Source organism: Flagellimonas aequoris, from assembly GCF_003584165.1.
Lineage (GTDB): Bacteria > Bacteroidota > Bacteroidia > Flavobacteriales > Flavobacteriaceae > Flagellimonas > Flagellimonas aequoris.
In genome coordinates this window covers 191,161-216,906 of sequence record NZ_QXFJ01000007.1, presented here as the reverse complement: position 1 = coordinate 216,906, position 25,746 = coordinate 191,161, and the positions used below count along the sequence as shown (strand labels likewise).

22 protein-coding genes, 1 tRNA gene and 1 pseudogene are annotated in these 25,746 nt (G+C 42.7%); 19 read left to right on the top strand and 5 right to left on the bottom strand.

Annotation, left to right across the window (positions count from 1 at the left end):
* The 3 genes and pseudogenes from D2U88_RS00970 to D2U88_RS00960 all read left to right on the top strand — a co-directional run.
* A pseudogene (locus tag D2U88_RS00970) lies at positions 1 to 180 on the top strand (bile acid:sodium symporter family protein); the annotation flags it as partial.
* 129 nt (positions 181 to 309) lie between these two features.
* Complete coding sequence (locus D2U88_RS00965) at positions 310 to 1,359, top strand: sugar kinase (RefSeq protein WP_119638423.1); 1,050 nt, start codon at positions 310 to 312, stop codon at positions 1,357 to 1,359.
* A 50-nt stretch (positions 1,360 to 1,409) separates the two neighbouring features.
* Positions 1,410 to 2,078 carry a bifunctional 4-hydroxy-2-oxoglutarate aldolase/2-dehydro-3-deoxy-phosphogluconate aldolase gene (locus D2U88_RS00960; protein WP_119638422.1) on the top strand — a complete coding sequence of 223 codons (669 nt, stop codon included), beginning with the start codon at positions 1,410 to 1,412 and terminating at the stop codon, positions 2,076 to 2,078.
* A gap of 116 nt (positions 2,079 to 2,194) precedes the next feature.
* Here the strand turns inward: D2U88_RS00960 and D2U88_RS00955 are convergent, their stop codons facing one another.
* Together D2U88_RS00955 and D2U88_RS00950 are read right to left on the bottom strand one after the other, a co-directional pair.
* Positions 2,195 to 2,668 carry a Cif family virulence factor gene (locus tag D2U88_RS00955; protein WP_119638421.1) on the bottom strand — a complete coding sequence of 158 codons (474 nt, stop codon included), beginning with the start codon at positions 2,666 to 2,668 and terminating at the stop codon, positions 2,195 to 2,197.
* A 28-nt stretch (positions 2,669 to 2,696) separates the two neighbouring features.
* Positions 2,697 to 4,427 (bottom strand): alpha/beta hydrolase-fold protein, encoded by a 1,731-nt coding sequence (locus tag D2U88_RS00950; protein WP_119638420.1) that lies wholly within the window; start codon positions 4,425 to 4,427, stop codon positions 2,697 to 2,699.
* 157 nt (positions 4,428 to 4,584) lie between these two features.
* On the opposite strand from D2U88_RS00950, the gene D2U88_RS00945 reads away from it, so the two are divergent.
* The 5 genes from D2U88_RS00945 to D2U88_RS00925 all read left to right on the top strand — a co-directional run bounded on the left by D2U88_RS00945 (position 4,585) and on the right by D2U88_RS00925 (position 8,538).
* Positions 4,585 to 5,337, top strand: a complete 753-nt coding sequence (locus D2U88_RS00945) for a response regulator transcription factor (protein ID WP_313781657.1) — start codon at positions 4,585 to 4,587, stop codon at positions 5,335 to 5,337.
* The gene (locus tag D2U88_RS00940) at positions 5,334 to 6,707 is read left to right on the top strand and encodes a HAMP domain-containing sensor histidine kinase (RefSeq protein ID WP_119638418.1); all 1,374 of its coding nucleotides are present in this window, start codon (positions 5,334 to 5,336) and stop codon (positions 6,705 to 6,707) included. Before D2U88_RS00945 ends, D2U88_RS00940 begins: the two co-directional genes overlap by 4 nt.
* A gap of 97 nt (positions 6,708 to 6,804) precedes the next feature.
* A complete protein-coding gene (locus tag D2U88_RS00935; RefSeq protein ID WP_119638417.1) occupies positions 6,805 to 7,305 on the top strand; it encodes an adenine nucleotide alpha hydrolase family protein in 501 nt (166 codons plus the stop codon).
* A gap of 5 nt (positions 7,306 to 7,310) precedes the next feature.
* Positions 7,311 to 7,787 carry a hypothetical protein gene (locus tag D2U88_RS00930; protein ID WP_147378497.1) on the top strand — a complete coding sequence of 159 codons (477 nt, stop codon included), beginning with the start codon at positions 7,311 to 7,313 and terminating at the stop codon, positions 7,785 to 7,787.
* The gene (locus tag D2U88_RS00925) at positions 7,771 to 8,538 is read left to right on the top strand and encodes a YoaK family protein (protein ID WP_119638415.1); all 768 of its coding nucleotides are present in this window, start codon (positions 7,771 to 7,773) and stop codon (positions 8,536 to 8,538) included. Before D2U88_RS00930 ends, D2U88_RS00925 begins: the two co-directional genes overlap by 17 nt.
* Before the next feature lie 117 nt (positions 8,539 to 8,655).
* Here D2U88_RS00925 and D2U88_RS00920 read toward each other — a convergent pair whose 3' ends face one another.
* Positions 8,656 to 9,543 (bottom strand): cation diffusion facilitator family transporter, encoded by an 888-nt coding sequence (locus tag D2U88_RS00920; RefSeq protein ID WP_119638434.1) that lies wholly within the window; start codon positions 9,541 to 9,543, stop codon positions 8,656 to 8,658.
* Positions 9,544 to 9,683: 140 nt separating this feature from the next.
* Positions 9,684 to 12,410 carry a pyruvate, phosphate dikinase gene (gene ppdK, locus D2U88_RS00915; RefSeq protein ID WP_119638433.1) on the bottom strand — a complete coding sequence of 909 codons (2,727 nt, stop codon included), beginning with the start codon at positions 12,408 to 12,410 and terminating at the stop codon, positions 9,684 to 9,686.
* A 344-nt stretch (positions 12,411 to 12,754) separates the two neighbouring features.
* On the opposite strand from ppdK, the gene D2U88_RS00910 reads away from it, so the two are divergent.
* The 6 genes from D2U88_RS00910 to D2U88_RS00885 all read left to right on the top strand — a co-directional run bounded on the left by D2U88_RS00910 (position 12,755) and on the right by D2U88_RS00885 (position 18,064).
* Positions 12,755 to 13,357 carry a YceI family protein gene (locus D2U88_RS00910; RefSeq protein WP_119638414.1) on the top strand — a complete coding sequence of 201 codons (603 nt, stop codon included), beginning with the start codon at positions 12,755 to 12,757 and terminating at the stop codon, positions 13,355 to 13,357.
* A 46-nt stretch (positions 13,358 to 13,403) separates the two neighbouring features.
* On the top strand, positions 13,404 to 14,666 hold the full coding sequence (locus D2U88_RS00905) for a hypothetical protein (protein WP_119638413.1): 1,263 nt from the start codon (positions 13,404 to 13,406) through the stop codon (positions 14,664 to 14,666).
* Between the two features lie 80 nt (positions 14,667 to 14,746).
* Complete coding sequence (locus tag D2U88_RS00900) at positions 14,747 to 15,346, top strand: YceI family protein (RefSeq protein WP_147378496.1); 600 nt, start codon at positions 14,747 to 14,749, stop codon at positions 15,344 to 15,346.
* Between the two features lie 162 nt (positions 15,347 to 15,508).
* A complete protein-coding gene (locus D2U88_RS00895) occupies positions 15,509 to 16,384 on the top strand; it encodes a sugar phosphate isomerase/epimerase family protein (protein ID WP_119638432.1) in 876 nt (291 codons plus the stop codon).
* A 102-nt stretch (positions 16,385 to 16,486) separates the two neighbouring features.
* Positions 16,487 to 16,560 (top strand) — tRNA-Arg (locus D2U88_RS00890).
* 442 nt (positions 16,561 to 17,002) lie between these two features.
* Positions 17,003 to 18,064, top strand: a complete 1,062-nt coding sequence (locus tag D2U88_RS00885) for a site-specific integrase (RefSeq protein WP_235855690.1) — start codon at positions 17,003 to 17,005, stop codon at positions 18,062 to 18,064.
* Positions 18,065 to 18,756: 692 nt separating this feature from the next.
* Here the strand turns inward: D2U88_RS00885 and D2U88_RS00880 are convergent.
* A complete protein-coding gene (locus D2U88_RS00880; protein ID WP_119638411.1) occupies positions 18,757 to 20,418 on the bottom strand; it encodes an MORN repeat-containing protein in 1,662 nt (553 codons plus the stop codon).
* 120 nt (positions 20,419 to 20,538) lie between these two features.
* Here D2U88_RS00880 and D2U88_RS00875 point away from each other — a divergent pair, with 120 nt between their 5' ends.
* The 5 genes from D2U88_RS00875 to D2U88_RS00855 all read left to right on the top strand — a co-directional run bounded on the left by D2U88_RS00875 (position 20,539) and on the right by D2U88_RS00855 (position 25,720).
* The gene (locus D2U88_RS00875; protein ID WP_119638410.1) at positions 20,539 to 21,549 is read left to right on the top strand and encodes a hypothetical protein; all 1,011 of its coding nucleotides are present in this window, start codon (positions 20,539 to 20,541) and stop codon (positions 21,547 to 21,549) included.
* 117 nt (positions 21,550 to 21,666) lie between these two features.
* Positions 21,667 to 21,891 carry a hypothetical protein gene (locus tag D2U88_RS00870; protein WP_147378495.1) on the top strand — a complete coding sequence of 75 codons (225 nt, stop codon included), beginning with the start codon at positions 21,667 to 21,669 and terminating at the stop codon, positions 21,889 to 21,891.
* 103 nt (positions 21,892 to 21,994) lie between these two features.
* Positions 21,995 to 23,005 carry a hypothetical protein gene (locus D2U88_RS00865; protein ID WP_119638408.1) on the top strand — a complete coding sequence of 337 codons (1,011 nt, stop codon included), beginning with the start codon at positions 21,995 to 21,997 and terminating at the stop codon, positions 23,003 to 23,005.
* A gap of 138 nt (positions 23,006 to 23,143) precedes the next feature.
* Positions 23,144 to 25,036 carry a tetratricopeptide repeat-containing sensor histidine kinase gene (locus D2U88_RS00860; RefSeq protein WP_182859076.1) on the top strand — a complete coding sequence of 631 codons (1,893 nt, stop codon included), beginning with the start codon at positions 23,144 to 23,146 and terminating at the stop codon, positions 25,034 to 25,036.
* A gap of 27 nt (positions 25,037 to 25,063) precedes the next feature.
* Entirely contained in the window at positions 25,064 to 25,720 is a 657-nt protein-coding gene (locus D2U88_RS00855; RefSeq protein ID WP_119638406.1) for a response regulator, read from the top strand.
* The last annotated feature ends 26 nt before the right edge of the window (positions 25,721 to 25,746 follow it).

Genomic DNA, 25,746 nt, shown 5'->3' with positions numbered 1-25,746 from the left:
GAAGTGGGCATGCAGAACGGGGGGTTGGCCTCGGGGATCGCCAATTCGTTGGGCAAGATTGCCACCATGGGGCTTGCGCCGGCAGTCTTCGGTCCGTTGATGAACATTACCGGGTCCATACTGGCATCCTATTGGCACAAAAGCGCCCCAGAAAAAGTAGTATCCGAAATAAAAAGTTAATCAAAAGAATAGAAGAATTGATTGTTTGAGTTAGTTTAGTTTTTCAAGAAGAGCGTACCGCTTTCCCAAGTACGTTCTTCTTTTTCTCAAACAAAATGATATTTTAAGAACCAACTAACATAACAGCATATGAAAGGGACAAAAAAAGTGATCACGTTCGGGGAAATCATGTTACGATTGGCCCCTCCGGGGTTTTTAAGGTTTTCGCAGGCGAACCGTTTCGATGTGGTCTACGGCGGGGGAGAGTCCAATGTGGCGGTATCCCTGGCCAATTATGGTATCCCCGTGGACTTTGTCACCCGATTGCCCAAGAACGACCTGGGCGAATGCGCCCTGATGGAGATGCGCAAGCGCGGGGTCGGCACCGATAAGATCATTTTCGGCGGTGACCGATTGGGCATCTATTTTTTGGAAACGGGGGCGGTGTCCCGGGGAAGCAAGGTGGTGTACGACCGGGCCCACTCGGCCATGGCGGAGATCCAGAAGGGCATGGTGGACTGGGACAACGTTTTTGAAGGGGCGGGATGGTTCCACTGGACGGGGATCACCCCAGCCATTTCCCAGGGAGCGGCCGATGCCTGTATCGAGGCGGTAAAGGCGGCCAAAAAGCACGGGCTTACCATTTCCACCGACCTGAACTATAGGGCCAAGCTCTGGAAATACGGAGGGGACCGGGAGAAAATCATGACGGAACTGACGTCGTACTGTGACATTATTCTGGGGAACGAGGAAGATGCGGAGAAACATTTCGGGATAAAGCCCGAAGGGCTGGACATCACCACCCAGGGGGAACATGTGAAGGCCGAGGCCTTTCTGTCCGTTTGCCAGCAGATGATGAGAAAGTTCCCCAACGCCAAAAAGGTGATCACCACCCTGAGGGGGTCGCTTTCGGCCTCGCACAACACGTGGGCCGGGGTATTGTATGATGGGAATAATATGTTCACGTCCCCGGAATACCAGATCACGCACATTGTGGACCGTGTAGGGGGAGGGGATTCGTTCATGGGCGGATTGATCTACGGATTGCTCACATGGCCGGATGATGACCGGAAAGCGCTTAACTTTGCGGTGGCCGCCTCGTGCTTGAAGCATACGATTGTGGGCGATGCGAATCTGGTGACCGTTGATGAGGTGGAGAAACTGATGGGAGGCGATGCTTCCGGAAGGGTGGCCAGATAGGGCAAAAGTAAAAAAGGTAAAAGTAAAAGGACAAGGGTAAAAGAAACGATATGGCAAGATATTCAAGGATCGAGGTGGCACGGAAAATGGCGGAAACGGGCATGGTCCCCCTGTTCTACCATCCCGATGTGGAATTGGGAAAACAGGTGTTGAAGGCCTGTTACGATGGCGGTGCAAGGTTGATGGAATTTACGGCGAGAGGGGATTTTGCCCATGAGGTGTTCACCGAACTCAACAAATATGCCTTAAAGGAACTGCCGGGCATGATCATGGGGGTGGGGAGCATCACCGATGCCGCGGCCGCTTCCTTCTACATGCAATTGGGGGCCAACTTTATCGTGACGCCTTCCCTCAGGGAGGACATTGCCGTGACCTGCAACCGGAGAAAGGTCCTGTATAGCCCTGGTTGTGGCAGTCTTACGGAGATCAACCGAGCCGAGGAACTGGGGGTGGAGGTCATCAAACTGTTCCCTGGCTCCACCTATGGTCCCGGGTTCGTGAAGGCCATCAAGGGGCCACAACCCTGGACGAGCATCATGCCCACGGGCGGGGTGGATACCAGCGAGGCCAACCTGAAGGCCTGGTTCTCCGCCGGGGTCACCTGTGTGGGCATGGGATCCCAACTGATCTCCAAGGAAATCCTGGAAAAGAAGGACTTTTCGAAATTGACCCGTACCGTGAGGGAGGTCTTGGAATTGATTCAAAATTTACTAAAATAAACCTCAATAACTTACCTGCAAACTTATTTTAGGAGAATAGTAATCAAATACTTGAGCAACATAGAATTTAGAGGGAAAGTGTAGACTCAATTGTCCATTATCACTTGGTTTCATATTCATTCAACCAACGCTGAAGCCAGTTCGCGATGGAGTTTCCATTCACCGTTTTTCATTCGTTTCAAAATGACAAGAAAGGTATCTTCCAGTTCATGTACCGTTCCATCTTCATCAGTATAGAACATGGAGCTCACCCCAAAATCGTAGGCAATGCTGTCCGAAACAATCACGGTTTCTTTTGGTCTCATGATGATACTATCATATCTGAACTTGTTACCACGTTCTTCACGGAGTTTTCGGTATGCTATCCAATCCTCGCTCCCCGGACCTATTGAAATCATATCGGACGTCGTGAATTTTCCAAGATCGCCATACCTTTTTTCCTTTACGGTTTGTTCAAATGACTTTCGCATTTGTTCAATTTTGGCAAGTTCTTCTGGGATGTTCAATGTATCCGCTTCCGGTTCATTATTGACTTCAGGTTTACAAGAAAGCAATATTGAGATGATTAAAAAGACTGTCAGGTATTTCATAATCGATTGTTTTAATTTCCATTAAAATCTATTGGTATCTCCAACTCGTCAGATCGGCTCCTTGGGGGGCACTTTCCCAAATACGCTCCATGATCTTAGGCACATACATGGTGTTGTACCGCAAGCGACTGATGGCATTGGGCTGGTCGGGATCACCGTTCCAACAATGCTCCGCGCGGTCTCCGTACAACACTTCCCCACTGTAATAGGGGTCGGTGGTACTTTCCAGAAAATCTTCCATCAAATACACGGCGTTGTTCAAATAATAATTGTCCATGTCGCCACAATAGAGATGGATCTTGCCCTTTAGGCTCTCGCCCAATTTGTCCCAATCCCGCTCCAAAATATGGCGCAGGTCATAGTTTTCTTTCCAATATTCGGCCACTTCGTGGTTGATTTCCCCTGTTTTTTTGTCCCAAATACGAACGGGGTAGCCATCCTCACCCTGAGGGGAATAGGTGGCTTCCCAAATATCCCATTGTTGCCCGGATCGGGATTTATCGCCCAAAACCAGTTCCAAATGGTTGCCTTGCCGTAATGTGGATTGGATGTTCCCCAAATAATTGCGATGGGAGGGTACTTCCAGTTTTTTGTGTGGCGAATCGTAGTAATAGGCATTCTTGTCCTCGTAAATGTTGGTGAGGCAATACGCCCTAAAGTCGATAGGGTCGGGGCATGCGGCAAAGCAGCCGTTGTATTCGTCTGGGTATTTGACCTGCACGGCCAAGGCTTCCCAACCACCTGTGGAACCTCCGTACAAGAATCGAGACCATCCTTCGCCCATGCCTTGGAACTGCTTCTCGATATACGGGATGAGTTCGTAGGTAATGGCATCGCCCCACGGTCCCTGACTAGCGGAATTCACCGCGTAGGAGTCATCATAATAGGGGGTGGGGTGCTGGATTTCGATGATCAAAAAACGTGGAAAATCAGGGTCGTTCCAACGTTTGTAAAAATCGTAGGCCTCCTGCTGTTGAATGATGTTGTACCCATCTAAATCGAAACGTGCCGAGTATTCCGGCTTCAAGTTCGGGTCGGGTGGAGTGGTTCGGAATCCGCCAAAATCGCTGGGGAAATGCCCGTGGAAAACCATCAAGGGATATTTGGCTTCGGGATGTTTGTCAAAATCTTTAGGCAACAAAATATGGGCACCCAAATACATGTCCCGGCCATAAAAGGCCGACAATTTTTCCGATTTCATTTTGATGTGTTTGATCCATTCCGTATCCTCGGGCTCGGGGATGGGCGGAATTTCTTGGTCCATGACCACGGATACGTTTTCAACACCGTTACTGCCAACGGTTATTTTGTAGGGTTTGCTATAAAGATTTCCGGGTGAACGGTTCCATTGTTGCCCCTCACCATTGTCCATGGGAAGTTTTACCGTATGGCCTGTGGATAGGTTAAAGGTCTCATACACATGCAGAAGGGCCTGTACATTGTATTCGCCGGGGGGTACATCGGCCAAACTAGGGTAGGGATACCCGAAAACAGTTTCATCAAAATTGATGGGTTCTCCAGGGGTCATATCATCTACGTTAACGCCAAAAATCAGTTGGGTGGACAGTCCATCATTAATCTGGAAGCGGGGCTCCTTGCTATCGTCTGTGGAGAGCATCAAAAGCAGGCGACCATCCTTCTTTTCAGGACTTATTTCCGAAGCAAAACTCACATCGATACTATACTTTGAAGTTGTCTTTTTTTCACAGGAAACGAACAAAAGGGAGCAGCAACAAAATAGGAAAAGGAAATTTTTCATGGCGGTTGGATTTTAGATGAAAAAGATACTTCATTTCCATCACAAACCAATGGAGATGAAGGTTTTATTGAAAGTTTCAGTCTTGGTTGGCCATTCTTGTCCCAAGGGAAGAAAAGAGAGGTGAAGAAGATGGATTTTAATTAAATTTTAATCCTTTATGTTCAGAATATCAACGGATAGCCTCTATTTTTGCAAGCTTCATACACATGGCATGGGTACTATTTTACTGATCGAGGATGAACAGAACGTAGCCGATATTCTTAAAAAGGGCCTCGAAGAGGATGGCTATACCATAATCCATAAGAAAGATGGTGCGAGTGGGATAGAGGCTCTAGGCAAGACCCCTACAAATTTGGTCATTTTGGATATCCTGCTACCTGGGATGAACGGTCTTGAGGTCTGCAAGAATATCCGGGAACTTGGGTACAATGAACTTCCAATTTTAATGTTGACCGCTTTGGGGAGTGTTGAAAATGTGGTACTTGGATTGGATAATGGCGCGGATGATTATCTTACCAAACCCTTTAAACTTATTGAGTTGAAGGCCAGGCTTCGCACGCTGCTGAGAAGAACGGATGCACTGGACAATGCCAAGTTCAAGAATGGTAACCATTACTCTTTTGCAGATATTCACTTGGACGATTACTCAAAAACGGTGACCCGGGGCAATGAACAAATAAATTTTACTTCTACCGAGTATCGATTGTTGTTGATGTTCATGAAAAATCCGAACAAGGTGTTGTCAAGGACAGACCTGTTGGATGAGGTTTGGGGCATCAATTTTGACATTGGGACCAATGTGGTGGATGTGTATGTGAACTATATCCGAAAGAAATTGGAACGAAACGGACAGGATCGGGTCATCCATACCGTTGTGGGCATGGGGTATGCATTAAAGGACAGCAGATGAAGATACATTATCGCATCATCTATTTGTTGATCTCGGTATTCTTTATTTATACCTTGCTCTTCTGTGGATTTATCTATTATTCCATTTCCAATTTTTCCTTCACTGATTTTTACAAGCGTTTGGAAATTAGGGCGGCCACCACGGCAAAAATCCAGTTGGACAACCCGGATAATGCTTCCATCATCAAAGAGATTAGACAGGAATATCTTGAAAAGCTTCCCAACCAAAAAGAATATATTTTTCCGATCAAGGATAATATGATCGTTGTGTCCGATGGACAGGAGAGTCTACCGACCGAATTTGGCAATAAACTTTTAATTCAGGGATTCGGAAGTTTTAGAAAGGGGAGTATCTTCTATTCAGGGATTAAGTATACCACCATAAAGGGAGGTGAATATATTGTGGTGGTTTCTGCTGACAACTATTTTTATTCCCACCATATTGCCTATTTAAGGAACTTGCTGGTCACTTCCTTGTTATATGCCCTTTTATTGATAGTATTGGTATCCATGCTCATTTCAAGGACCTTGGTACGACCTGTTCAGCAAATCATTAAGGAGGTGGAAAAGATCAGTTCGGAGAATCTGCATTTGAGACTTCAACTGCCCAAGTCGAAGGACTCCATCCGGAACTTGGCACAAACCTTCAACGATATGTTGAACAGATTGGAGACCACTTTTGAGACCCAGAAGAATTTTGTGAGCAATGCATCACATGAACTGAACACCCCTTTGACCAGCATTATTGGGGAAGCGGATTATGCCCTGTCCAAAGAAAGGGATGCGGAACAGTATAAAAAGTCGTTGACCGATATCCTTTGTGAAGCTGAAAAGTTGGAACAGAAAACCAAGGCATTGCTATTATTGGCCCAGACAGGTTTTGATGGGAAATCCCAGAAACTGGTGCGCTTGAGAACGGACCAGCTTATTCTGGATGTGAAGGAGACCGTTCAAAAATTGAATGCCAAGTTCAAGATATGTCTTGATTTCAGCCTTTTGCCAGAGAACCATGAAATGTTGAAGGTTAAGGGAAATTTCTATCTCCTTCACTTGGCTTTGACCAATATTGTGGTAAACGGATGCAAGTATTCCAACGGCCAACCCGTATTCATTGCCCTTGGTGCTTCGGATACCCACGTGGTGATCGTGGTAAGGGATTCTGGTATCGGTATTCCGGAGAAAGAGATGGCCTATATATACGACCCCTACTTTAGGGCATCCAATACCACGGATTATGCGGGATATGGTATTGGCTTGCCATTGAGCCGCAACATTATTTTAATGCACAATGGCGAATTGAATGTGACCTCTGTGGAAAACAAGGGAACCTCCGTAAAGATCAACCTTCCCATCTGGAGCGGTCCCCTTTAATTCCATTTTAATCTTTATCAATATTTCTAAGGACTTTCTAATCCCGTTCTAAATCCCTCCTAATGGACCCCATGGTACTTTTGGAAAAAAAGAAATCATGGAGACAAAAAAAGTTCTTATCCCAACCGATTTTTCGGTAAAATCATTGGAATTGGTCCGTAAGACCATCGAAGGTTCTGAAAAGGGGGCTTTGGAAATTGTATTGTTGCACGGTGTTTACCTTTCCAATTCCATTACAGATCTGCTGTTCTTTTCCAAAACAAGAATGATCAAGGAACTACAGACCGATGAATTCACCGAGGCGATCAACGTTCTAAGGAACAAGTATCCCATTAAGTTGGATTCGCTCCATGTGGATCTGATCACTTCAAAGAACAAAGCCTATTTCATGAATTATGTGGAAGCCGCCCGTATTGATGAGATCGTTGTTCCCCAGAAAGATTTTTTGGATTTCAAGAAAGTAAAAGGTTTCAATACGCTTCCATTGTTTGGTGCCTGTGGAATTCCTTGTACCTATCTGGACTTTGAAGGCCAAATGGAAGGTACGGAAATGGGCAAGGCCCAGTTTGCCAATGTATTCTTAACGGGGATAAAATAGCACTCATGAAGCTCTGGCCCATTTATCTATTTTTCAGTGTCCTGTTAGCTTTAAGCAGTTGGATGCTCATGGATACGGAAAGTCCGGAAAGTTTGATTCTTGGAGATTGGGAAGAAGTTTCCTGGAAATATGAAAAACTGAATCATAACAATGTTTTGGATTTTGATATCGATGACTTCCAAAAGCAGGAAATATGCAGGAATCTCATAATCCACAAGGCGGAAACTTGGCGTTTCGGACCCGATAGGACCCTGTCCTTTTTAGAAGGAGGAGTAATCAAGGAAGATTTAAAATGGAACATCAAGGGTCGCGGAAATATCTTGGAACTTCAGCACCAGAATACTATTGTGGAAGACTACCAAGTGGTAGGAATTTCGGAAAACGAACTCGTGGTGCAGTTCAATTTTGATTTACAGGTAAGGGGCATTGTAAAGATGACCTTCAAACGAATACCCCAAAAGCAATATGCTCAGAAAATATAGCAATTATAGAAGCTTTGCGGACAATATTAAGTTGGGTGCGCTTACCGCTTTTTCGGCGGGGATGGTGAACGTAATCTCGGTAATCGTTTTTTTTGCCTTCACGAGCAATGTGACCGGACACTATGCCATTCTAGCCCAAGAGATTGCCAAGGGAAACTGGTACCAGGGTGCCGTTGTACTTGTCTGGATCTTTCTCTTCTTTGCGGGTAATTTCACTTCAAATTGTCTGATCATCCATAACAATACCCCAACAGGCAGGTATGTGGCACATGCCATACCGGTATTCTTGGAAATGGCCTGTTTGATGTTCGTGGGCATCTATCTGCAGTATTTTTATTCGGAAAGCCTCAAGGAAACCGAATTTTTGGTGGCGGCCATGTTGTTTGCCATGGGACTTCAAAACGGACTTACTGCAAGTATTTCCAATGGAAAGGTAAAGACCACCCACCTTACTGGATTGACCACAGATTTGGGAATCGTATTTTCCATGTTCACAAAGAAAGAATTCAGAAACGATAAAAAATTAGTGGAAAAGGCGCAATTGCTTTTGGCCATCATGTTCTCTTACATGGCGGGAGGTATTATCTCCGGACTGCTTTATTATAAAATTGAGAACGTCACTTTTTTAATTATTGGCATGATGTTGAGTGTGGTACTCCTATATGATTATTATAAGCTTCAGGTGACAAAATTTGTGCAAAGAAGAAGACTGTACAATCGCAGATATGCACTAACGGACAGAAAGATTTAGAGTTATTTGGTTGCTGCAATACTGGATGTTGTAGCTAGGTTGGCTGGCCTTATCAAAGAATGGACACCTGTTCCACAAGCTTTGGTAAGGCTTCTTTCTTGCAGGCACCCCCAATTTCTATAGGTTTCTATCCGAATACTCGTTCGGTTCAATATGAATGAGCACATGCCCCAGATTGGGAATTTCCTTTCGAAGATGATCTTTTAGGTTATGGGCGATCCAATGACCTTCTTCCACTGAAATGGAACCATCCACAATGGCATGTAGGTCCACATGGTATTTCATGCCCGATTTTCGGATGAAGCATTTTTCGGTACCCAATACACCATTCACTTCCAAGGATGTTTTTCTGATTTCCAAAATGAGGTCATCGTATTGGTGCTCATCCATGATCTCGCCCAAAGCAGGTCTAAAAATCAAATAACTGTTATAGAGGATGAAGGCTGAAGCCAGAAGTGCCGCCCAATCATCGGCCGTTTCATACCCCTTGCCAAAAATGATGGCTATGGAAATCCCGATAAAGGCCATGACGGAAGTAATGGCATCACTGCGATGGTGCCAAGCATCCGCCTTCAATGAGGAACTGTGCGTTTGTTTACTTTTTCTGATGACGATTTGATACGAGATTTCTTTCCACAGGATGATGGCCCCTAAAATGTAAAGGGTCCATGATTCTGGGGTTTTATGGGGCGTTTGAATGTGCAGGATACTTTCGTAAGCGATAATGGTGGCGGAAGTCACCAAAAAAGCCACGACCACGAAGGTAACCAGGGGTTCGATCTTGCCATGGCCGTAAGGATGATTTTCATCGGCGGGTTTCTTGGCATATTTGAGTCCAAAAAGGACCAAAAGGGAAGAAAAAATATCGGTGGTAGATTCGATGGCATCGGCAATCAGGGCATACGAATTTCCGAAGAAGCCGGCCAAACCTTTGATGAGTGCCAAGCTTGCATTACCAATTATGCTAAAATAGGTGGTGCGTATGGCAGTCTGTTCGTTACTTATGGTATTCACTGGCGTTGATTGCTATGACTGCAAATTAGATAAAAATTTAGGGATAGGGGTCAACGATAAAATAAAAACCCCGGCACTTGATGGCTCTTCAAGGCCGGGGATTCAAAAAACAGAATGGTTAGATATTGAGTTTAAGCTTTGGCTATGGCTGCTTGTGCAGCGGCCACCCTAGCGATAGGCACCCTGTAAGGGGAGCAGCTCACATAGTTCATATCCACGGTTTGGCAGAAACCTACGGAGCTTGGTTCACCACCGTGCTCACCACAGATGCCCACTTTTAATCCAGGATGGGTTTGTCGTCCTCTCTGGGTACCCATTTCTATCAATTGGCCCACGCCTTTTTGGTCCAATACTTCAAAAGGATCCGCTTTTAAAATTCCTTTCTCCAAATAGATGGGCAGGAATTTGCCGGAGTCATCCCTAGAGTATCCAAAAGTCATCTGGGTCAGGTCATTGGTTCCGAAAGAGAAGAAGTCGGCAATTTTGGCGATTTCATCCGCTACCAAAGTGGCCCTTGGAGTTTCTATCATGGTACCCACGGAGTATTCCACAGAATCTTTACGTCTTTTGAAGAGTTCTTGGGCAGTGTTATCGATCACTTCTTTTTGCTGTCTGAATTCTTCAACGGTACCCACTAGTGGAACCATAATCTCAGGTTTGGTATCGATGCCTTCTTTTTTCAATTTTAATGCGGCTTCCAAAATGGCCTGGGTCTGCATCTCTGTGATTTCCGGATAGGTATTGCCCAAACGGCAGCCACGGTGTCCCAACATGGGGTTGAACTCTTCCAACTCTGCCACTTTGCTTTTCACGGAAGCCAAGGAAATATGGAGATCATCTGCCAATTCCTTTTGGGTAGCCAATTGGTGGGGCACAAACTCGTGCAACGGGGGATCCAACAACCGCACGGTTACGGGATAACCCTTCATGGCCCGGAAGATGCCTTCAAAGTCACCTCTTTGCATGGGCAGCAATTCCTTCAAAGCTTGTTTACGTCCTTTGATGGTATCGGCCAAGATCATTTCGCGCATGGCCTTGATACGGTCTACTTCAAAGAACATATGCTCGGTTCGGGTCAACCCGATCCCTTTCGCTCCAAAGCTACGTGCTATTTCAGCATCTTTTGGAGTATCGGCATTGGTGCGGACTTCCATTTTTGCGTAGGCATCGGAAAGTTTCATCAATTCGGCAAATTCACCGCTCAACTCGGGTTCCTTGGTGGCCACTTTGCCTTCCAAGATGTTACCGGTAGATCCATTGATGGAAATCCAATCCCCTTCGTGGTATTCGTGATCCCCCACTTTTAGGGTTCTTGTCTTATAATTGATTTTCAAGGCACCTGCACCGGAAACACAACATTTGCCGATACCTCTGGCTACTACGGCTGCGTGGGAGGTCATACCACCGCGGGCGGTCACGATACCTTTGGCCACGTTCATCCCTTCCACATCTTCCGGGGAGGTTTCCACACGTACCAGAATACTGTTTTTGTATTTGTTGGCCTCATCGGCAAAGAATACGATCTGACCGGTTGCCGCACCAGGGGATGCCGGTAAACCTTGGGCGATCACTTCGGCTTCTTCCAAAGCTTCGGGATCGAAGATGGGGTGCAATAGTTCGTTTAGTTTATTGGGCTCTATGCGCATTAGGGCCTTTTTTTCATCAATCAATCCCTCTTTGAGCAGATCCATGGCAATTTTGACCATGGCCGCACCTGTACGTTTTCCGTTACGGGTCTGCAAGATCCAAAGTTTACCTTGTTGAATGGTGAACTCCATATCTTGCATATCCTGATAATGGGTTTCCAATTTATTTTGGTATTCAAAGAGTTCCTTATAGATTTCGGGCATCAGTTCTTCAAGGGAAGGGTATTTTTCTTTACGTTCTTCCTCATCTATCTGTGCAAGCTGTGCCCAACGTTGCGATCCCAATAGGGTAATTTGTTGAGGGGTACGTACACCTGCCACCACATCTTCTCCCTGTGCATTGATAAGGTATTCCCCGTTAAACACGTTTTCCCCGGTTCCGGCATCCCTGGTAAAGCATACGCCGGTACCAGAGTCGTCACCCATGTTTCCAAAGACCATGGCCTGCACGTTCACTGCGGTTCCCCAATCTTCTGGGTAACCGTGCATTTTTCTATAGTAAATGGCCCTGTCCCCGTTCCAGCTATCGAACACGGCAGCCACGGCGCCCCATAGTTGGTCCCATGGGTTGGTAGGGAAGGGTTTTCCTGTTCTTTTCTTTACAATATCCTTAAAGTCATACACAAGGTCCTGAAGATCTTGAACGGTGAACTGGGTATCGTGCTCAATGCGACGTTTGTCCTTTAAATGATCCATGATTTCCTCAAAGGGATCTAGATCATCCTTGGATTCGGGTTTAAGGCCCATTACCACGCTACTGTACATTTGGATAAAACGTCTGTAGGAATCCCATGCGAAACGATCGTTGCCTGTCATTTTAATGACCCCTTTTACCGATTCATCATTGAGCCCCAGATTAAGGACGGTGTCCATCATGCCGGGCATGGATACCCTTGCCCCGGAACGGACCGAAATCAACAGTGGATTTTCATCATCCCCAAATGTGGCCCCCATGGTTTCTTCTATTCGGGTAATGGCTTCCCTTACTTCGGGTTCTATGCGATTGATGACCGCCTCTTTTCCTTCTTGGTTATATTGGGTACAAACTTCCGTAGTAATGGTAAAGCCTGGTGGCACCGGAATTCCGATTCGACTCATTTCAGCTAGGTTGGCTCCTTTGCCCCCTAGTAGCTCCTTCATGTCGCGACTGCCATCGGCCTTTTTATTCCCGAAGGAATAGACGCTGAGTTGGTTTGCTGTAAGTGTTTCCATCTTGATCTTTATTAAGAAGTTGATAAGTGCTAAAATCTGTATGTAAAAGTAGCGGCTAATGCTTGCCCAGAACATGATAAAAATCAGTGTTTTAAGTCTGACAACTTGATAGATCTTATAGAAAGGGAATCCCAAGTCCTTGTTGATGATGGATGGTCTGTAAATGACTACGGAAGTATTGTTTTGGATGAAAAAATGGGTCGGTAAATCGTTAAAAATCAGAAAAATATAAAAAAATATGTAACCTAGGTTACTTAAAATCAATCAGTTAGGAAAATACTGACATTTATCATCTTTTGGAATTTATCCCTGTATGAACTTTGTCCCATCAAAACCGAAATACTATGCAATCACAAGTCAGAAAAAATCAGTTATCATTCAAGGCGGTCATTCTGTTGATGACATTTGGCCTAATTCCAATAGCATTGGCAGCACAAAGCTTCCAACTTAGTAAAAATGAGGGGGAAGTGAAGGTTACGGGAACTTCTACCCTGCATGACTGGGAAGAGGTAGCGGAACAACGCAATGGTTCTATGGCCATTGACCAGTCCGGGGAACTTCCATCCATCAGTTCATTAAGCTTTACCATTGAGGCGGAAAGCCTTAAAAGTGGTCACGACGGAATGGATAAGAACACCTACAAGGCCCTAAGCACAAACAAGTACAAAGAGATTGTTTTTAAAATGGGTGAGGTAAAAAGTATTTCACCTGTAGTTTCAACCACTAACAAATACAAGGTGGTGGCATCTGGCAATTTGACCATTGCAGGCAAGACCAACAAGGTGGACCTACCTTTCACCCTTACGGTGCATGATGGCAAGGCAATCTTGGAAGGAACCAAACCCTTAAAAATGACCGACTTTGGCATTGAGCCTCCCAAGGCCCTTTTGGGAACGATCAAGACCGGGGATGATATAGAAGTGCACTACAATACCATATGGAAATAATAACACAGATCAATAAATAAAATACTCAACTTAAAAATCTATAACAATGAGAAAATATGTAAAACACGGATTATTGGCTGCTGCAATTTTTGCAGGCTTTTGGGGGTATTCCCAAAACCGTCAATTGGATAATTATCGATCTCCCGATAAAAATGGCATCAATGTTTTTGAGAGCCCAAAAGATACCGCCCTTACCTTTGATGGTGTCAAAGTTAGGATCGGGGGTTCATCAACCTTACAGTTCCAAGCTTTGGACCATGAGAATTCAGGTGCCGTGGAATTGATTCCTATCGGTGACAACTTTAACCTGGCCACCGCAAACCTAGATTTGGATGTGGCCTTGGCCAAAGGTGTGCGTATGCACTTAAGGACTTACCTTTCCTCTAGGCACCACCCAGAGCCTTATGTTAAAGGTGGTTATTTCCAAGTGGATAATTTGGATTTCATAAGCCCTGGATTCTTGGAAGAGGCCATGAAATATTTGACCATTAAGGTTGGGCACATGGAAAACAACTATGGTGATGCCCATTTCAGAAGAACCGACAACGCCCAGGCCATCTATAACCCATTTGTGGGTAACTTGATCATGGACGCTTTCACAACCGAGGTAGGTGGTGAGGTGTACTTCAGAAAAAATGGTTTCATCGGTATGTTCGGACTTTCCAATGGTAAATTGAACCAAGCCGTAAACAACCCAGACCAAACAGGAGCTTCTATATTGGCCAAGTTAGGTTATGATAAGCAATTGAACGATGATCTTAGGCTACGTATCACAGGATCCGTGTACAGCACAGGAAAATCTGGACATGTGTACCTATATAGTGCTGACCGTTCAGGTTCCCGATACTATTTGGTAATGGAGAACACAGAAGCTTCTACTTCCAGCAATTTCCGTTCAGGTAGATATGATCCAGGAATGAGCAATGAAATCACTTCCTTTATGATCAACCCTTTTGTGAAATACAAAGGCTTGGAATTCTTTGGAACTTTTGAAACTGCAAACGGTAAGGCCGATGCTGAGGCAGATAAGAGAAATGCCACCCAATTGGCAGGAGAGCTTATCTATAGATTCGGTAATAATGAAAACTTCTACATAGGGGGTCGTTACAACACTGTGAATGCCGAGACTGCAGCAGGTGAGGACATTACCATCGACAGGGTACAATTGGGATTGGGTGCATTTTTGACCAAAAACATCCTTGCCAAGTTTGAATACGTGAACCAAACCTATGATGGATATAGTGATACAAGTATCTTCAACGAAGGTAAATTTAATGGGGTTTTGTTAGAAGCTGTGATCAGCTTCTAAGAACCTTTGGTTTTAATGACGAAAGGCCTGGGACAATTTTGTCCTGGGCCTTCAAACTAAAATCCGTATATTTAATTGACATGTTATCCACAATTCCACATATCACCAAATACCTCTGGGCGATTCCAACATTGCTCCTTTGGTTGACCGATCCTGACCCGGAACGTGAAGCCACGGTAAGGGTGGCCCCTGAAAGTGAGGTGGTCATTTCCGGAACAACAAACGTCAATCAATTTACCTGCAAATATAACCTCCAAGAACTGGAACTGCCCATAAGGTTGACCTATGATGAAAAGGCGCAGCATATTCTATTTAAGAATGCTAGGCTAAAGCTGGCCAATGATTGTTTCGATTGTGGGGGCAAGACCATAAACAAAGACTTTAGGGAGCTTTTGCAAACCAAGAATCATCCAGAAGTGGAACTGAAACTGTTATATGTAGACCCACCGCAACCTGATAGACAGACCATATCCGTGGGCATGGAAATCAGGATAGCTGGAGTGTCCCGCAAATACGAATCCATTTTAAACTGTGAACAAAAAGAGGGTATTTGTGTAAAAGGGACCTTGTCCTTAAAATTGACGGACTTTGGCCTTGAGCCACCCCGCAAGGTTTTGGGAATGATCAAGGTAGACAATGATATTCAGGTGCATATGGCCCTTCAGATGAAAGAAATTTGATTTAACAGGTACTCATGCTTAAAAATCCGTTGTGATGATTGATCCAACGGATTTTTTGGTTTGTGATAATACTGAATCGGTGGTTCTTATAGTTAAGAAATTATGAATAAAGCAGTATATTGTGAAGTATTTGAAACCAAAAATTAACTACAAACTATAATGATGAGCAGAATTTTATTAAAACAGGGAAAAATTGTTTTTTCTTCCCTTTTCGTGGCCTTTTTGGCCTTATCCGTCAATGCACAGGATAAATTTGGGGGATTGGCCCTATATACCGTAAGGGATGATATGGGCGAGGATGCCAAGGCAACCTTGGACAAGGTGGCCGATGCCGGTTATGCCTACGTAGAAGCGGCCGGTTACAATGAAGGAAAGTTCTATGGAATGGCTCCTGAAGATTTCAAAGCGTATTTGGAAAGTAAAGGATTGAAACCCGTTAGTACCCATATGGGTATGGTAACCTTGGACAACGCCGATCAACTGATTGCCGATGTAAAGGCGGCAGGCTTTGAATTTTTTACCATTCCCGTACCCCCAATGGGTATGTTCACTTTTGATTCGGACACAAGGACCATGGGCATGAAGGGTACCATGGAGGACTTTGCCAATGTCTTGACCACCCTAGGGAAGAAGTGCGAGGCAGCTGGGTTGAAATTGTTGTACCACAATCATGATTTTGAGTATAAGGAGAATGCTGATGGGGTAGTTCCTATTGTTTATTTGTTGGAGCATACCGATCCAAAATATGTCAATTTCCAAATGGATTTGTTCTGGGTGACCAAGGCTGGTGCCGATCCAGTAGCCTACTTTGAGAAGTATCCCGGAAGGTTCAAATCATGGCATGTAAAAGATATGGACGAAGAAGGCAAGTTTGCGCCTGTAGGAGAGGGAACCATTGATTTTGGCAGAATTTTGAAGGAAAAGAAAACTGCTGGAATGGTCAAGTATTTTGTGGAGCAGGATAGGACTTGGGACAAAAAGCCTTTGGAAGTAATCGTGATCAGCCATAAAGGCCTTAAAAAGATAGGCTTCGACTAAAAATGACATGATGCTTGACCGGGATTTCTTGAAATCAGACAAGAAACCAAAAAAATATTTTTTACAACGGTTGACATGTGTATCTTTGCACCCGCAAAGTTGGGTCGCGTAGCTCAGCTGGATAGAGCATCTGCCTTCTAAGCAGACGGTCGAAGGTTCGAATCCTTCCGCGATCACTTTAAGAGTTCAAATAAAAACAAAGCCTTGCATATCTTATTGATTTGCAAGGCTTTAATGTTTTAGGAGCCCCATTTGAATTGGTTTGAAATGGTATGTTTTGGTTTGTAATTCGGTTAGTAAATTTTTTTCTTTAAAGTGTTAACCGAATAAGCGTGTAATTAACTATATTACAATCACTTAGTATTTGACTTTCGTAGGTAATTATCGTTCAATTTAACACAAAACCTATGAGAACCCGGTCAACATTTTCAATCAGTTTCTGGATAAGTACTTCCCGAAGAAATGACGACAACGCAAAGATCTATGCCCGAATCACCGTTGATTCGCAAAGGGCAAACATGAGTTTAAAGTATACTATTCCGAAAAGAGATATGGGTTAGTAAGGGGTCGAAGGTTCTGGGGCGAACAAAAGAAGCTCAGGAAATAAATACCTATTTGATGGAAGTTGAAACAGAACTATTTCAATGCTATCGTGAACTTCGGTCTAGAACATCCCATATCACCCCACAGATGGTTAAAGCGCACTATTTTGGAGAAGATGTGAGTGAATTTACTTTAAAGAGTTTGTTTGAGTATCACAACACATACAATGCACATAGTCTTTGCAAGGCTACTCTTGGTCATTACAAGACATGTCAGAAGTACCTGTTGAAGTATATCAACCAACAATATAAATGTGATGACTACAGATTATCACAACTTAATCACCAATTTATAGTTGGATTTGAAACATATTTACGCAAACTACATCCCATAAATCATCATGCTAACCTTTCAAATAATGGTGCGATGAAGCATATTCAACGCTTACGTAAAATGATTAGAATAGCCGTTGATAATGAATGGATTGATAAAGACCCATTTCAAAAGTTTAAAATTAGAATGGAAAGAAAGGAAAGGGAGTTTTTGAACTTACCTGAACTTCAGAAAATTCAAGAATATCATACAGGGATTGAACGGTTACGTATAGTAAAAGACTTGTTTGTTTTTAGTTGCTATACGGGTATTTCTTATTGTGATGTAATGGGTCTTAGCGAAGATAACCTTGTACTTGGCATTGATGGAAAATATTGGATAAGCACAAAAAGGATGAAAACGAAGAATAGTTTTAAGCTTCCATTGGTTGGTCCAGCATTATCTATTATTAAACGATACCAATATCATCCTAAACGAGAACCTGAAAAACTATTCCCTAGAATCTCCAATCAAAAATTGAACAGTTATTTAAAGGAAATCGCGGATGCATGTGACATTCCAAAAAATGTTTCTTTCCATATGGCAAGGCACACTTTTGCAACTACGATTACTTTGAGTAATGGGGTTCCCATAGAGACGGTTTCCAAAATATTAGGACATACAAAATTGGCCACTACCCAAGTTTATGCAAGAGTATTGGATAAGAAAATAAGTGAAGATATGAGTGGTCTAGAAACGATTCTGGATTCGAAATTTTCAGATTCAAATGACAATAGGGAAAAGTTTGGAGATCTTGACTTTTGATTTGTAATTCGGAAAAGCCATTCATAAATGCACATCATAAATTTTGTCCCAAGTCTGAACTTCACCTTCTGTATTTGGTTTCTAATTTGTTTTTGTAGTTAGTGAAGATAAGTCCAATCAACAGCTACAAAGAGACAAAAACCACAGAGTTTATTGATACTCCATACACTAAAAGAAAGGTATTTGGGTTTTCACGCTCGCGTGAAAAAACGAATAGCAAGAGGGTGATGCGCAAATTGCGCCATCACGGTTGTTTTCGAGTCTTCAACAAGTTGAAAACCATTTAATTAAAATATTTTTGGAATACTGTTCAAAATCAGGGGTTACAGTAAACTTTTCCGAAATCTACAGTAAACCCTTCGGGAAGCCCCATAAACACTGGAAATTTTTGACGAAAAAATTGACGCAATTTGACGAAAAAATAAATTGGACCTATGGAAAAGCAATCTAAAGCTTAAAATAACGGAATGGAGATTGGAAATATAAAATTGAGGTCAACAGACCATTGGATTAACTCAAATGATGGGAAGAGTATAGCGGATTAATAGATAAAATTGCCTCGCTCAGTATGGTTAGTTTGGCAAGATTTGGGGCTTGCAGCACTTCACTGCGTTCCGTTCGCTAAATTTTGATTTTTTAATACTCAAGGAATCTTGAGTAGCTTAAGCTTTTCATAAAAGCGCTCAAGTTTTCTAGAACTTTCCGGTCAATTGCCCATCACCCCAAATACCTTTTTGTAGTATTTGATGCTCTTTGTTATAAAAAATGCCAAGTCCATTACGTTTTCCTTGTGAAAAATCACCCAAATAATATTGTCCGCTAGGTCTATAGAATTCTTGACCGTAACCGTTATGCTGTTCATTAACAATTGTTCCGATATGCGCCATTCCAGATTTCCAAGAGTAAGCACCTAAATGATCTCTTTTGCCATTGGTGAAAAATCCAACATAGCTATCTCCATTATCATACTTATAGTATCCAAATCCATTCTGACAGTCACCTACACAGTTTCCCTTTGCTATTTTGTTCTTATAGTTATTGGTTAGTAGGTCTTGGGTCAATTTCCCTTTTTCATATTTACCCGCCTGCAATATTTCACCCCCATTTTTGATGTAGCCATATCCGTTTTGAAAACCCTTTTCCCATTGTCCGATGTAGTAGTTTTTACTGCCGACCCAGGTGTATATACCGAATCCGTCCCTGAAACCATTTACAAAGTTGCCTTGATAATATCCTGAATTATCCTTGTAGAATAAAGTTCCTTGGCCATTGGCCTTGCCATCACTAAAAAAACCTTCAATGGTATATGTCCCAAAATCAGCTTTCCCAAACCCATTAGAACAGTCACCGTTTAAACATGTTGGGGAAATCTCGTTTTTAGTTGCGTTGCTTGCACCTTTGTTGTTTTTGTTTCTGAGCTTAGTAATATCTTGAAGGAATTTCATGGATTTGGACATCAATATGGGATCGCTGAGTTTTGGGAGGTCTTTCAATTTGCTCTGGTTGGATGAATAGGCGATTTCTGGAGTACTTGGCACATTGCTACCTGTTGCCGTGCCATCTGTGTACGTGATGGTCCTGTATTTTACCTCATCGATGATCCATTGATATTTGGTTTCGGTAAAGTTTGATGCCCTAAATTTGGTTCTTTCAATCCAATTGCCACGCTGGTCGTAAACATACTTATATAAAAGGCTTTCCCAAATCTTGGACATGCCCAATTCTTCCTCCAATAACTTTTTGTCATTGTATTTAAAATAACGTATATCCTTTTGATTGTAGGATTCATCTAGTTTTAGTCCATCGTAGGTATATTCACTGGAGTAGAACACCTTGCTTTCTCCATTGTTTGCTTCCGCAAGCTCATAGACGATCACGTATTTTTTGTACTTAAAGATTGCACCGTATTTTAAACCGCCGAGAACAATGTATTGACCTTCATCGTTTTTTACGGTTTCGGGTAGGTCATCCGAAATTATACCAATGGGTGTTTCATAGATATAAAGGGTTTTATCCAAACCTTCTTGTTTACCTAATGGATTGAATTTTTTCTCTATGGTTTTTGACGCATTATTAATGTAATCATAAGTGGTAAGCTTTTCGTAATTATTATCCAGGTAAAGTTTGTCCTCTGTTAAATAACCATCGGGGTTGAACATGAGTTGGTTCTTTTCACTGTACAAATGGGCTCCGATAGCATGATATTTGGTGATGGACATCGCTGTTACCTGCCCATACTTGATGTCAAAATTGCTGAGGTGCAGGTTTTGGGCAGACCCTTGGTAATGAAAAAAGTGGGCAAGAATTATAAATATGGCAAGGGAAAGTCTTTTGGTATTGGTAATGGAATTCATTTTTTTTTGGATTGGTTTTCAGCAAAACTATCTGTATGCCATGCTATGCCGCAATAGGACAATTGCCCTATTGTGGGGATTCTAGGAGGCCCTAATTTTGGCTCTACCAAATTGTGGATCATGCCTAAATTGGAAACATTGCCCTTAGAACATAGAGATAAGACCAAGCTGAGGCGTCAATTATATGGAATGTTGTTATTTCCGGTAGTGGTTATCGGTATATTCTGGTTGTTTCTGTCGTTTATGTTCAATTCAGGTTTTGCAGATGATTCAGTTGGAGTCTACATGATGGTGGCCTTCTCGGTCTTATTTTTTAGCATCATAGCCTATATTATTGCATCCACGGCAATCGATTTAAAACTAGGTTTAAAATCTCGGGTTTCTGGAAAGATCACCGACAAAAGGATGCATTGGGCCACAACGGGAGACAGGCCTGTTTACGGGCACAAAACAAGGACCCGAACTAGAAGGTCATATTATGTTTATATTGATAATGAGGAGTTTTCGGTGGACTATTCTTATTACTCAAAAGCTAGAATCGGAGCAGAGGTGCAGCTGGACCGTGCTCCCAAATCAGGAATCACACTAAATCTTCATGTTTTGGGGCAAGTTGAGGATGCCCATGTTGCTCAAAAGCTTGATGAAGAAGAAAAGTTTCTGGAAAAACACATTCCACATACTCGCTATACCCCAAAAGATTATGAAGCCTTGCATAGGATCTGGAAAACGGAAATAAAAAAGCGTTTGGTAAGGTCCAGTCCATTTATCACTATTGGCCTTTTAATGATCATTAGCGGTTTTTGGAGCTTTGTCGTGCTATTGTTTCCAATCTGGGTCGTACCTCTTTTTCAATTTTATAGATTATATGTGGCCTACCGAAATTATAACAGGAACAAGGAAAGGTCCCATAAACGTGGAGTTCCATCCATCGTCGAAGATAAATTCGCACTGACTTCCAACCGATATGCCAATTCCAATCGAATCATACTTACATCAGGACCACTCTTGGTAAGCTCAACACTGTACGACAAACTCTTTATTGGGGACAAAGTATTGGTTTACAAGACACAATATGGAAATGTGCCGTTGAGCATTGTGCTGCCCAATGGTGAAGAAGTTTATTTGGTATAAAAAACATATTATGTTCGGTAGTGTGCTATTGTTGATTGCGATGCTTGGGCCCATGGTACTTCTGGCAACTTTTCTGTATTATCGTTATCCTAATACAGCTGTGAGCCGTATGAATCAATGCATACCACCGGCAATATCGGCGATTTCAGCATGGGCGCTGTGCACCAGTTGGCTATGGTTCTACCTTTTCAACTTCTATTTGAGTCTACCTGCGTTTCTTTTGGCATTGGCGTTGCACATTTATGCAACCCTGAAAAAATTGAACCCAAAGTTGCAACGCATCAATTCGGCTTTGCTTTTGGCAACATTCGTGATCGGGCTTTTAAGCTTTTTCTATTTTGATATTTGACACATAGCCACCTATTCCCTGTCATTTTACGACAATTGCCCTATTGAGTTCAACGCCATTGGATGCTATGTTTGTTCAAAACTTTAAACCAATAGTATGAAACGTATCAATTTACCCATGTTATCTTTTTCATTGATTCTACTTTGTGCCTCCCCTGTGGCATTTGCACAAAATGTAAAGGATTTTAAGATAAAAATGTTGGGGCCGGCCAATCTCAATTTTAGAAAAAGTCCAAAACGAATCGTCATTTCCGATTTTCAGGTCAATTTTCAAACAGCATTGCAGTTAGAGGACAAGAAAAAAGGAGGCAAAATGTGGCGAGGAGGACTAAAAGGAGATGCAAAGGCGTCGTTGACCTTGGTGCTGGACGGGCTCAATATTGAAGACCTTCAACAACTTACCGATAAACTCTTTGAAGAGTACAAGGCGGACCTTAGGGCAAAAGGATTTGAAATAGCTTCCGTTGATGAGTTATGGAACCATAGCGCCTATGAGAAAAACCGCGAAAAAAGATGGGATTTGAGGTCTGGTCAAGGTGGAGAAAAAGGAGATGAGTTCGGTGACATAGTAATGCGTCCCACAGGACAAAAATTTATCGTGGCAAAGCAAAATATGGAGAACAAGAAAGCTGGGCCATTAAAGCTAGCCAATTACGAGGAGCAGGTCGAAATGAAGGTGTCCAACCAGAAAAATGATTTTATTTTCAACAAGGTAGTGCTAAATGTTATTTCTTTTGATAATGCATTGAGCGAAACCACAAGAGCCTTGAACAGACATGCCGGGTACGCACAGGTAAAGGCAGAGACCGATTTTAAGATTGATGCATCCAGCGTCAACAGGTTTAACATAGGGCAGATGGTGTCCAACCGTGGAGTAGAGGTTGAAGGCGTTCTTGAAAAGCAAAAATTTGATGCCTCACAGGGAGCAGATGTGGACAAGCGAGGAATGGATGCCGGTGTTTTCCGTGTTTGGAGGGTAGAGGACAAGGAGGACGTTAATGTGTCCGTTGTAAAATGCGATCCAGAAAAATATAAGAAGGGAGCAGAACTTGCAATATCATCATTTTTAGATGCCACCATTCAAAAATTGGTGGACAAGGCGAATTAATTTTTTTGTAAAAACTAAGATTATAAAATCAATTGGATTAGTTTTAAGCACCAACCATTCCTTTTAGTTATAATGACCACTTATTACAAATTTCCAATCACCTTTTTATTCTTTTTGATATTCACGTTGCAGTCAATTTTGGCACAGGATATTAAAAAAGAAATCAAAGCACTTAAGGATACTGCCCAGTTGAAGGAGGGCGGCGATAAAGTTTTGGCACTAAAAGATGTTGGCATGAGGTTTCGGTCCGTAAATATGGACAGTGCCCGATATTACATGGATATGGCCTTTCGACAGGCCGAAATTATGGATGATGACCATTTCAGGGCAAGAATATGGGTAGCGTATGGAGTTCTTTCTCAAGATGAGGGTAGGCCCAAAGAGGCGTTGGATTTTCATTTGAAGGCCAAACCGATTTTAGAAAATTCCAAGGATTATTATGTTTTGGGAAGTCTTTACACGAATATCAGCAATGCATATGAGGCACTGTCAGAGTTTGACAAGGCTGTGGATTTTCAATTAAAGGCATTGGAAAACTTTAAGGCTGGAAATGATAGTCTGTGGATTGCTGGGTCATATCTAAATCTTGGAAACAGATTTAAGCTCATTGAAGAACCTGACCTTTCATTGGAGTACTACCTCAAGGCAATGGAAATGTATAAAGTTATGGGTAATCAATATATGTTGATTTCGAGCTATAATAGTGCGGCATCGGCCTATATTGTAAAAAAGGAATACGATACAGCATTTGAATATGCAAAAAAAGCATTCGATGGCTTTGGGTCCATGGGAGCAAGATTGGATCAAGCATATCCAGTGACCAATATGGCCTTGGCAAGCTGGGGGCTTGAAAATTTTGAGGAAGCAGAGCGATATTATATCCAGGCCATTTCGCTTCAAGAGGAAAGAGGTGAGCGTCTGGCGTTATATTTTCTAAGAAATGATCTTGCCAATGTACTTCTCAAACAAGGGAAAAAAATCAAGGCAGAGGAATTGGCTTTAACCACATATCAAGAAGCAGAGCAAATAGATTTTATTCCAGCCATTGATGTGTTGTCGAAAACCTTGTCCTTGATTTATGAAGAAAAACCGGATTTTGAAAAGGCCTATGTTTATCATCAAAAACATAAGGAAGCAAGAGATAGCCTTTATTTTGCTGAAAAAGCAAGCGAAATGTTCAACCTTAAGGAAAAATACGAGTCCGAGCAAAAGGAAAACGAAATCCTTCGCCAACAGAATGCATTGGTCGAGGGTGAGCTAGTCCTGAAAAATAGGAACAGTATGCTTATGGGCAGTGGGGCTCTATTGGCCATACTGCTTATTGTCGGTTTTCTGATTTTCCGTGAACAAAAGGTAAAGGCGAAGAATTTTGCTAGGGAGACCGCTCTGGAAAAGGCCATGGCAGAAGCCCGAGCACAGGAAAACCTTAAGGAACAACGTTTACGTATTGCCAGAGATTTACACGACAATATTGGGTCGCAGCTCACCTACCTCACCTCAATAACCGATTCGGCAAAGCGCGGAATAGATAGGGGAGAAGTATTTTTAATGGAGAAGCTTACCCAGATGAAACAGTTTTCACTCGTCACCATATCTGAGCTTCGGGATACCATTTGGGCCATGAATAAGGATGAAATCAGTTTGGAGGATATCAAGGAGCGGACCCAGCAATTGGCCGCCACTGTTCATGAAGCCACAGATGATAAAATCAATGTGAAAGTTGAGGGGAATCCGGATCATAAGGTGCTCAATGCCTTTGTGGGGATGAATCTTTTTAGAATTATTCAAGAATCCGTGAACAATGCTGTAAAACATTCAGGGAGTGATCAGATTCAGGTAAGGTTTGTCTATGTTGATGAAAAAGTGCAGATTGAAATAGAGGACTTCGGAAAGGGTTTTGATACATCAAAGGAGTCGACAGGGAACGGACTTCATATAATGAGGAACAGGGCCAAAAAAGCTGGCATTTATTTCAATCAAGAAAGTCTAATCGGTAAAGGCACCAAGGTAACGTTACAGGTAAAGACATAATTCTTTCACTTCAAAAAGTATAGGACCATGAGCAAAATCAAACTGGCCATAGTGGACGATAATACGTTCTTGGCTCGTGCCATAAAAGAGAAATTAGAAGATTTTGAGGATTTGGACATCAAGTACATGGTGTACAACGGTGGGGAGTTGCTGTCTAAATTGGAAAAGAACCACAACCTCGATTTGGTACTTATGGATATAGAAATGCCTGTTTTGGACGGTATAGAAACCGTTCGTATCGTAAAACAGAAATATCCCCACATTAAGTTGCTCATGCTTACCGTTTTCGATAATGATGAGAATATTTTCAATGCAATCCAGGCCGGTGCCGATGGGTATTTGCTCAAGGAAATTGAAGGACAAAAGTTGTACAATGCCATTACCGAGACTCTTGGGGGAGGTGCGGCGATGAGCCCTTCCATTGCGGTAAAGACGCTCAAATTATTACGATATCCGGAAAAACAAGAATCACTATCCGTACAGGAAGATGACGTTTCGTTAAGTTCACGTGAAAAAGAAGTATTGGAACAACTGGCGGAAGGGTTAAGCTATACCGTGATTGCCAATAATCTCTTCCTATCCCCAAGTACGGTAAGGAAGCATATCGAGAATATTTATAGGAAGCTTCAGGTCCACAACAAGTTAGAGGCTGTTCAAAAGGCTAGAAGACAAAGCCTCATATAATATACCTCATACAAACCTTTGAATTT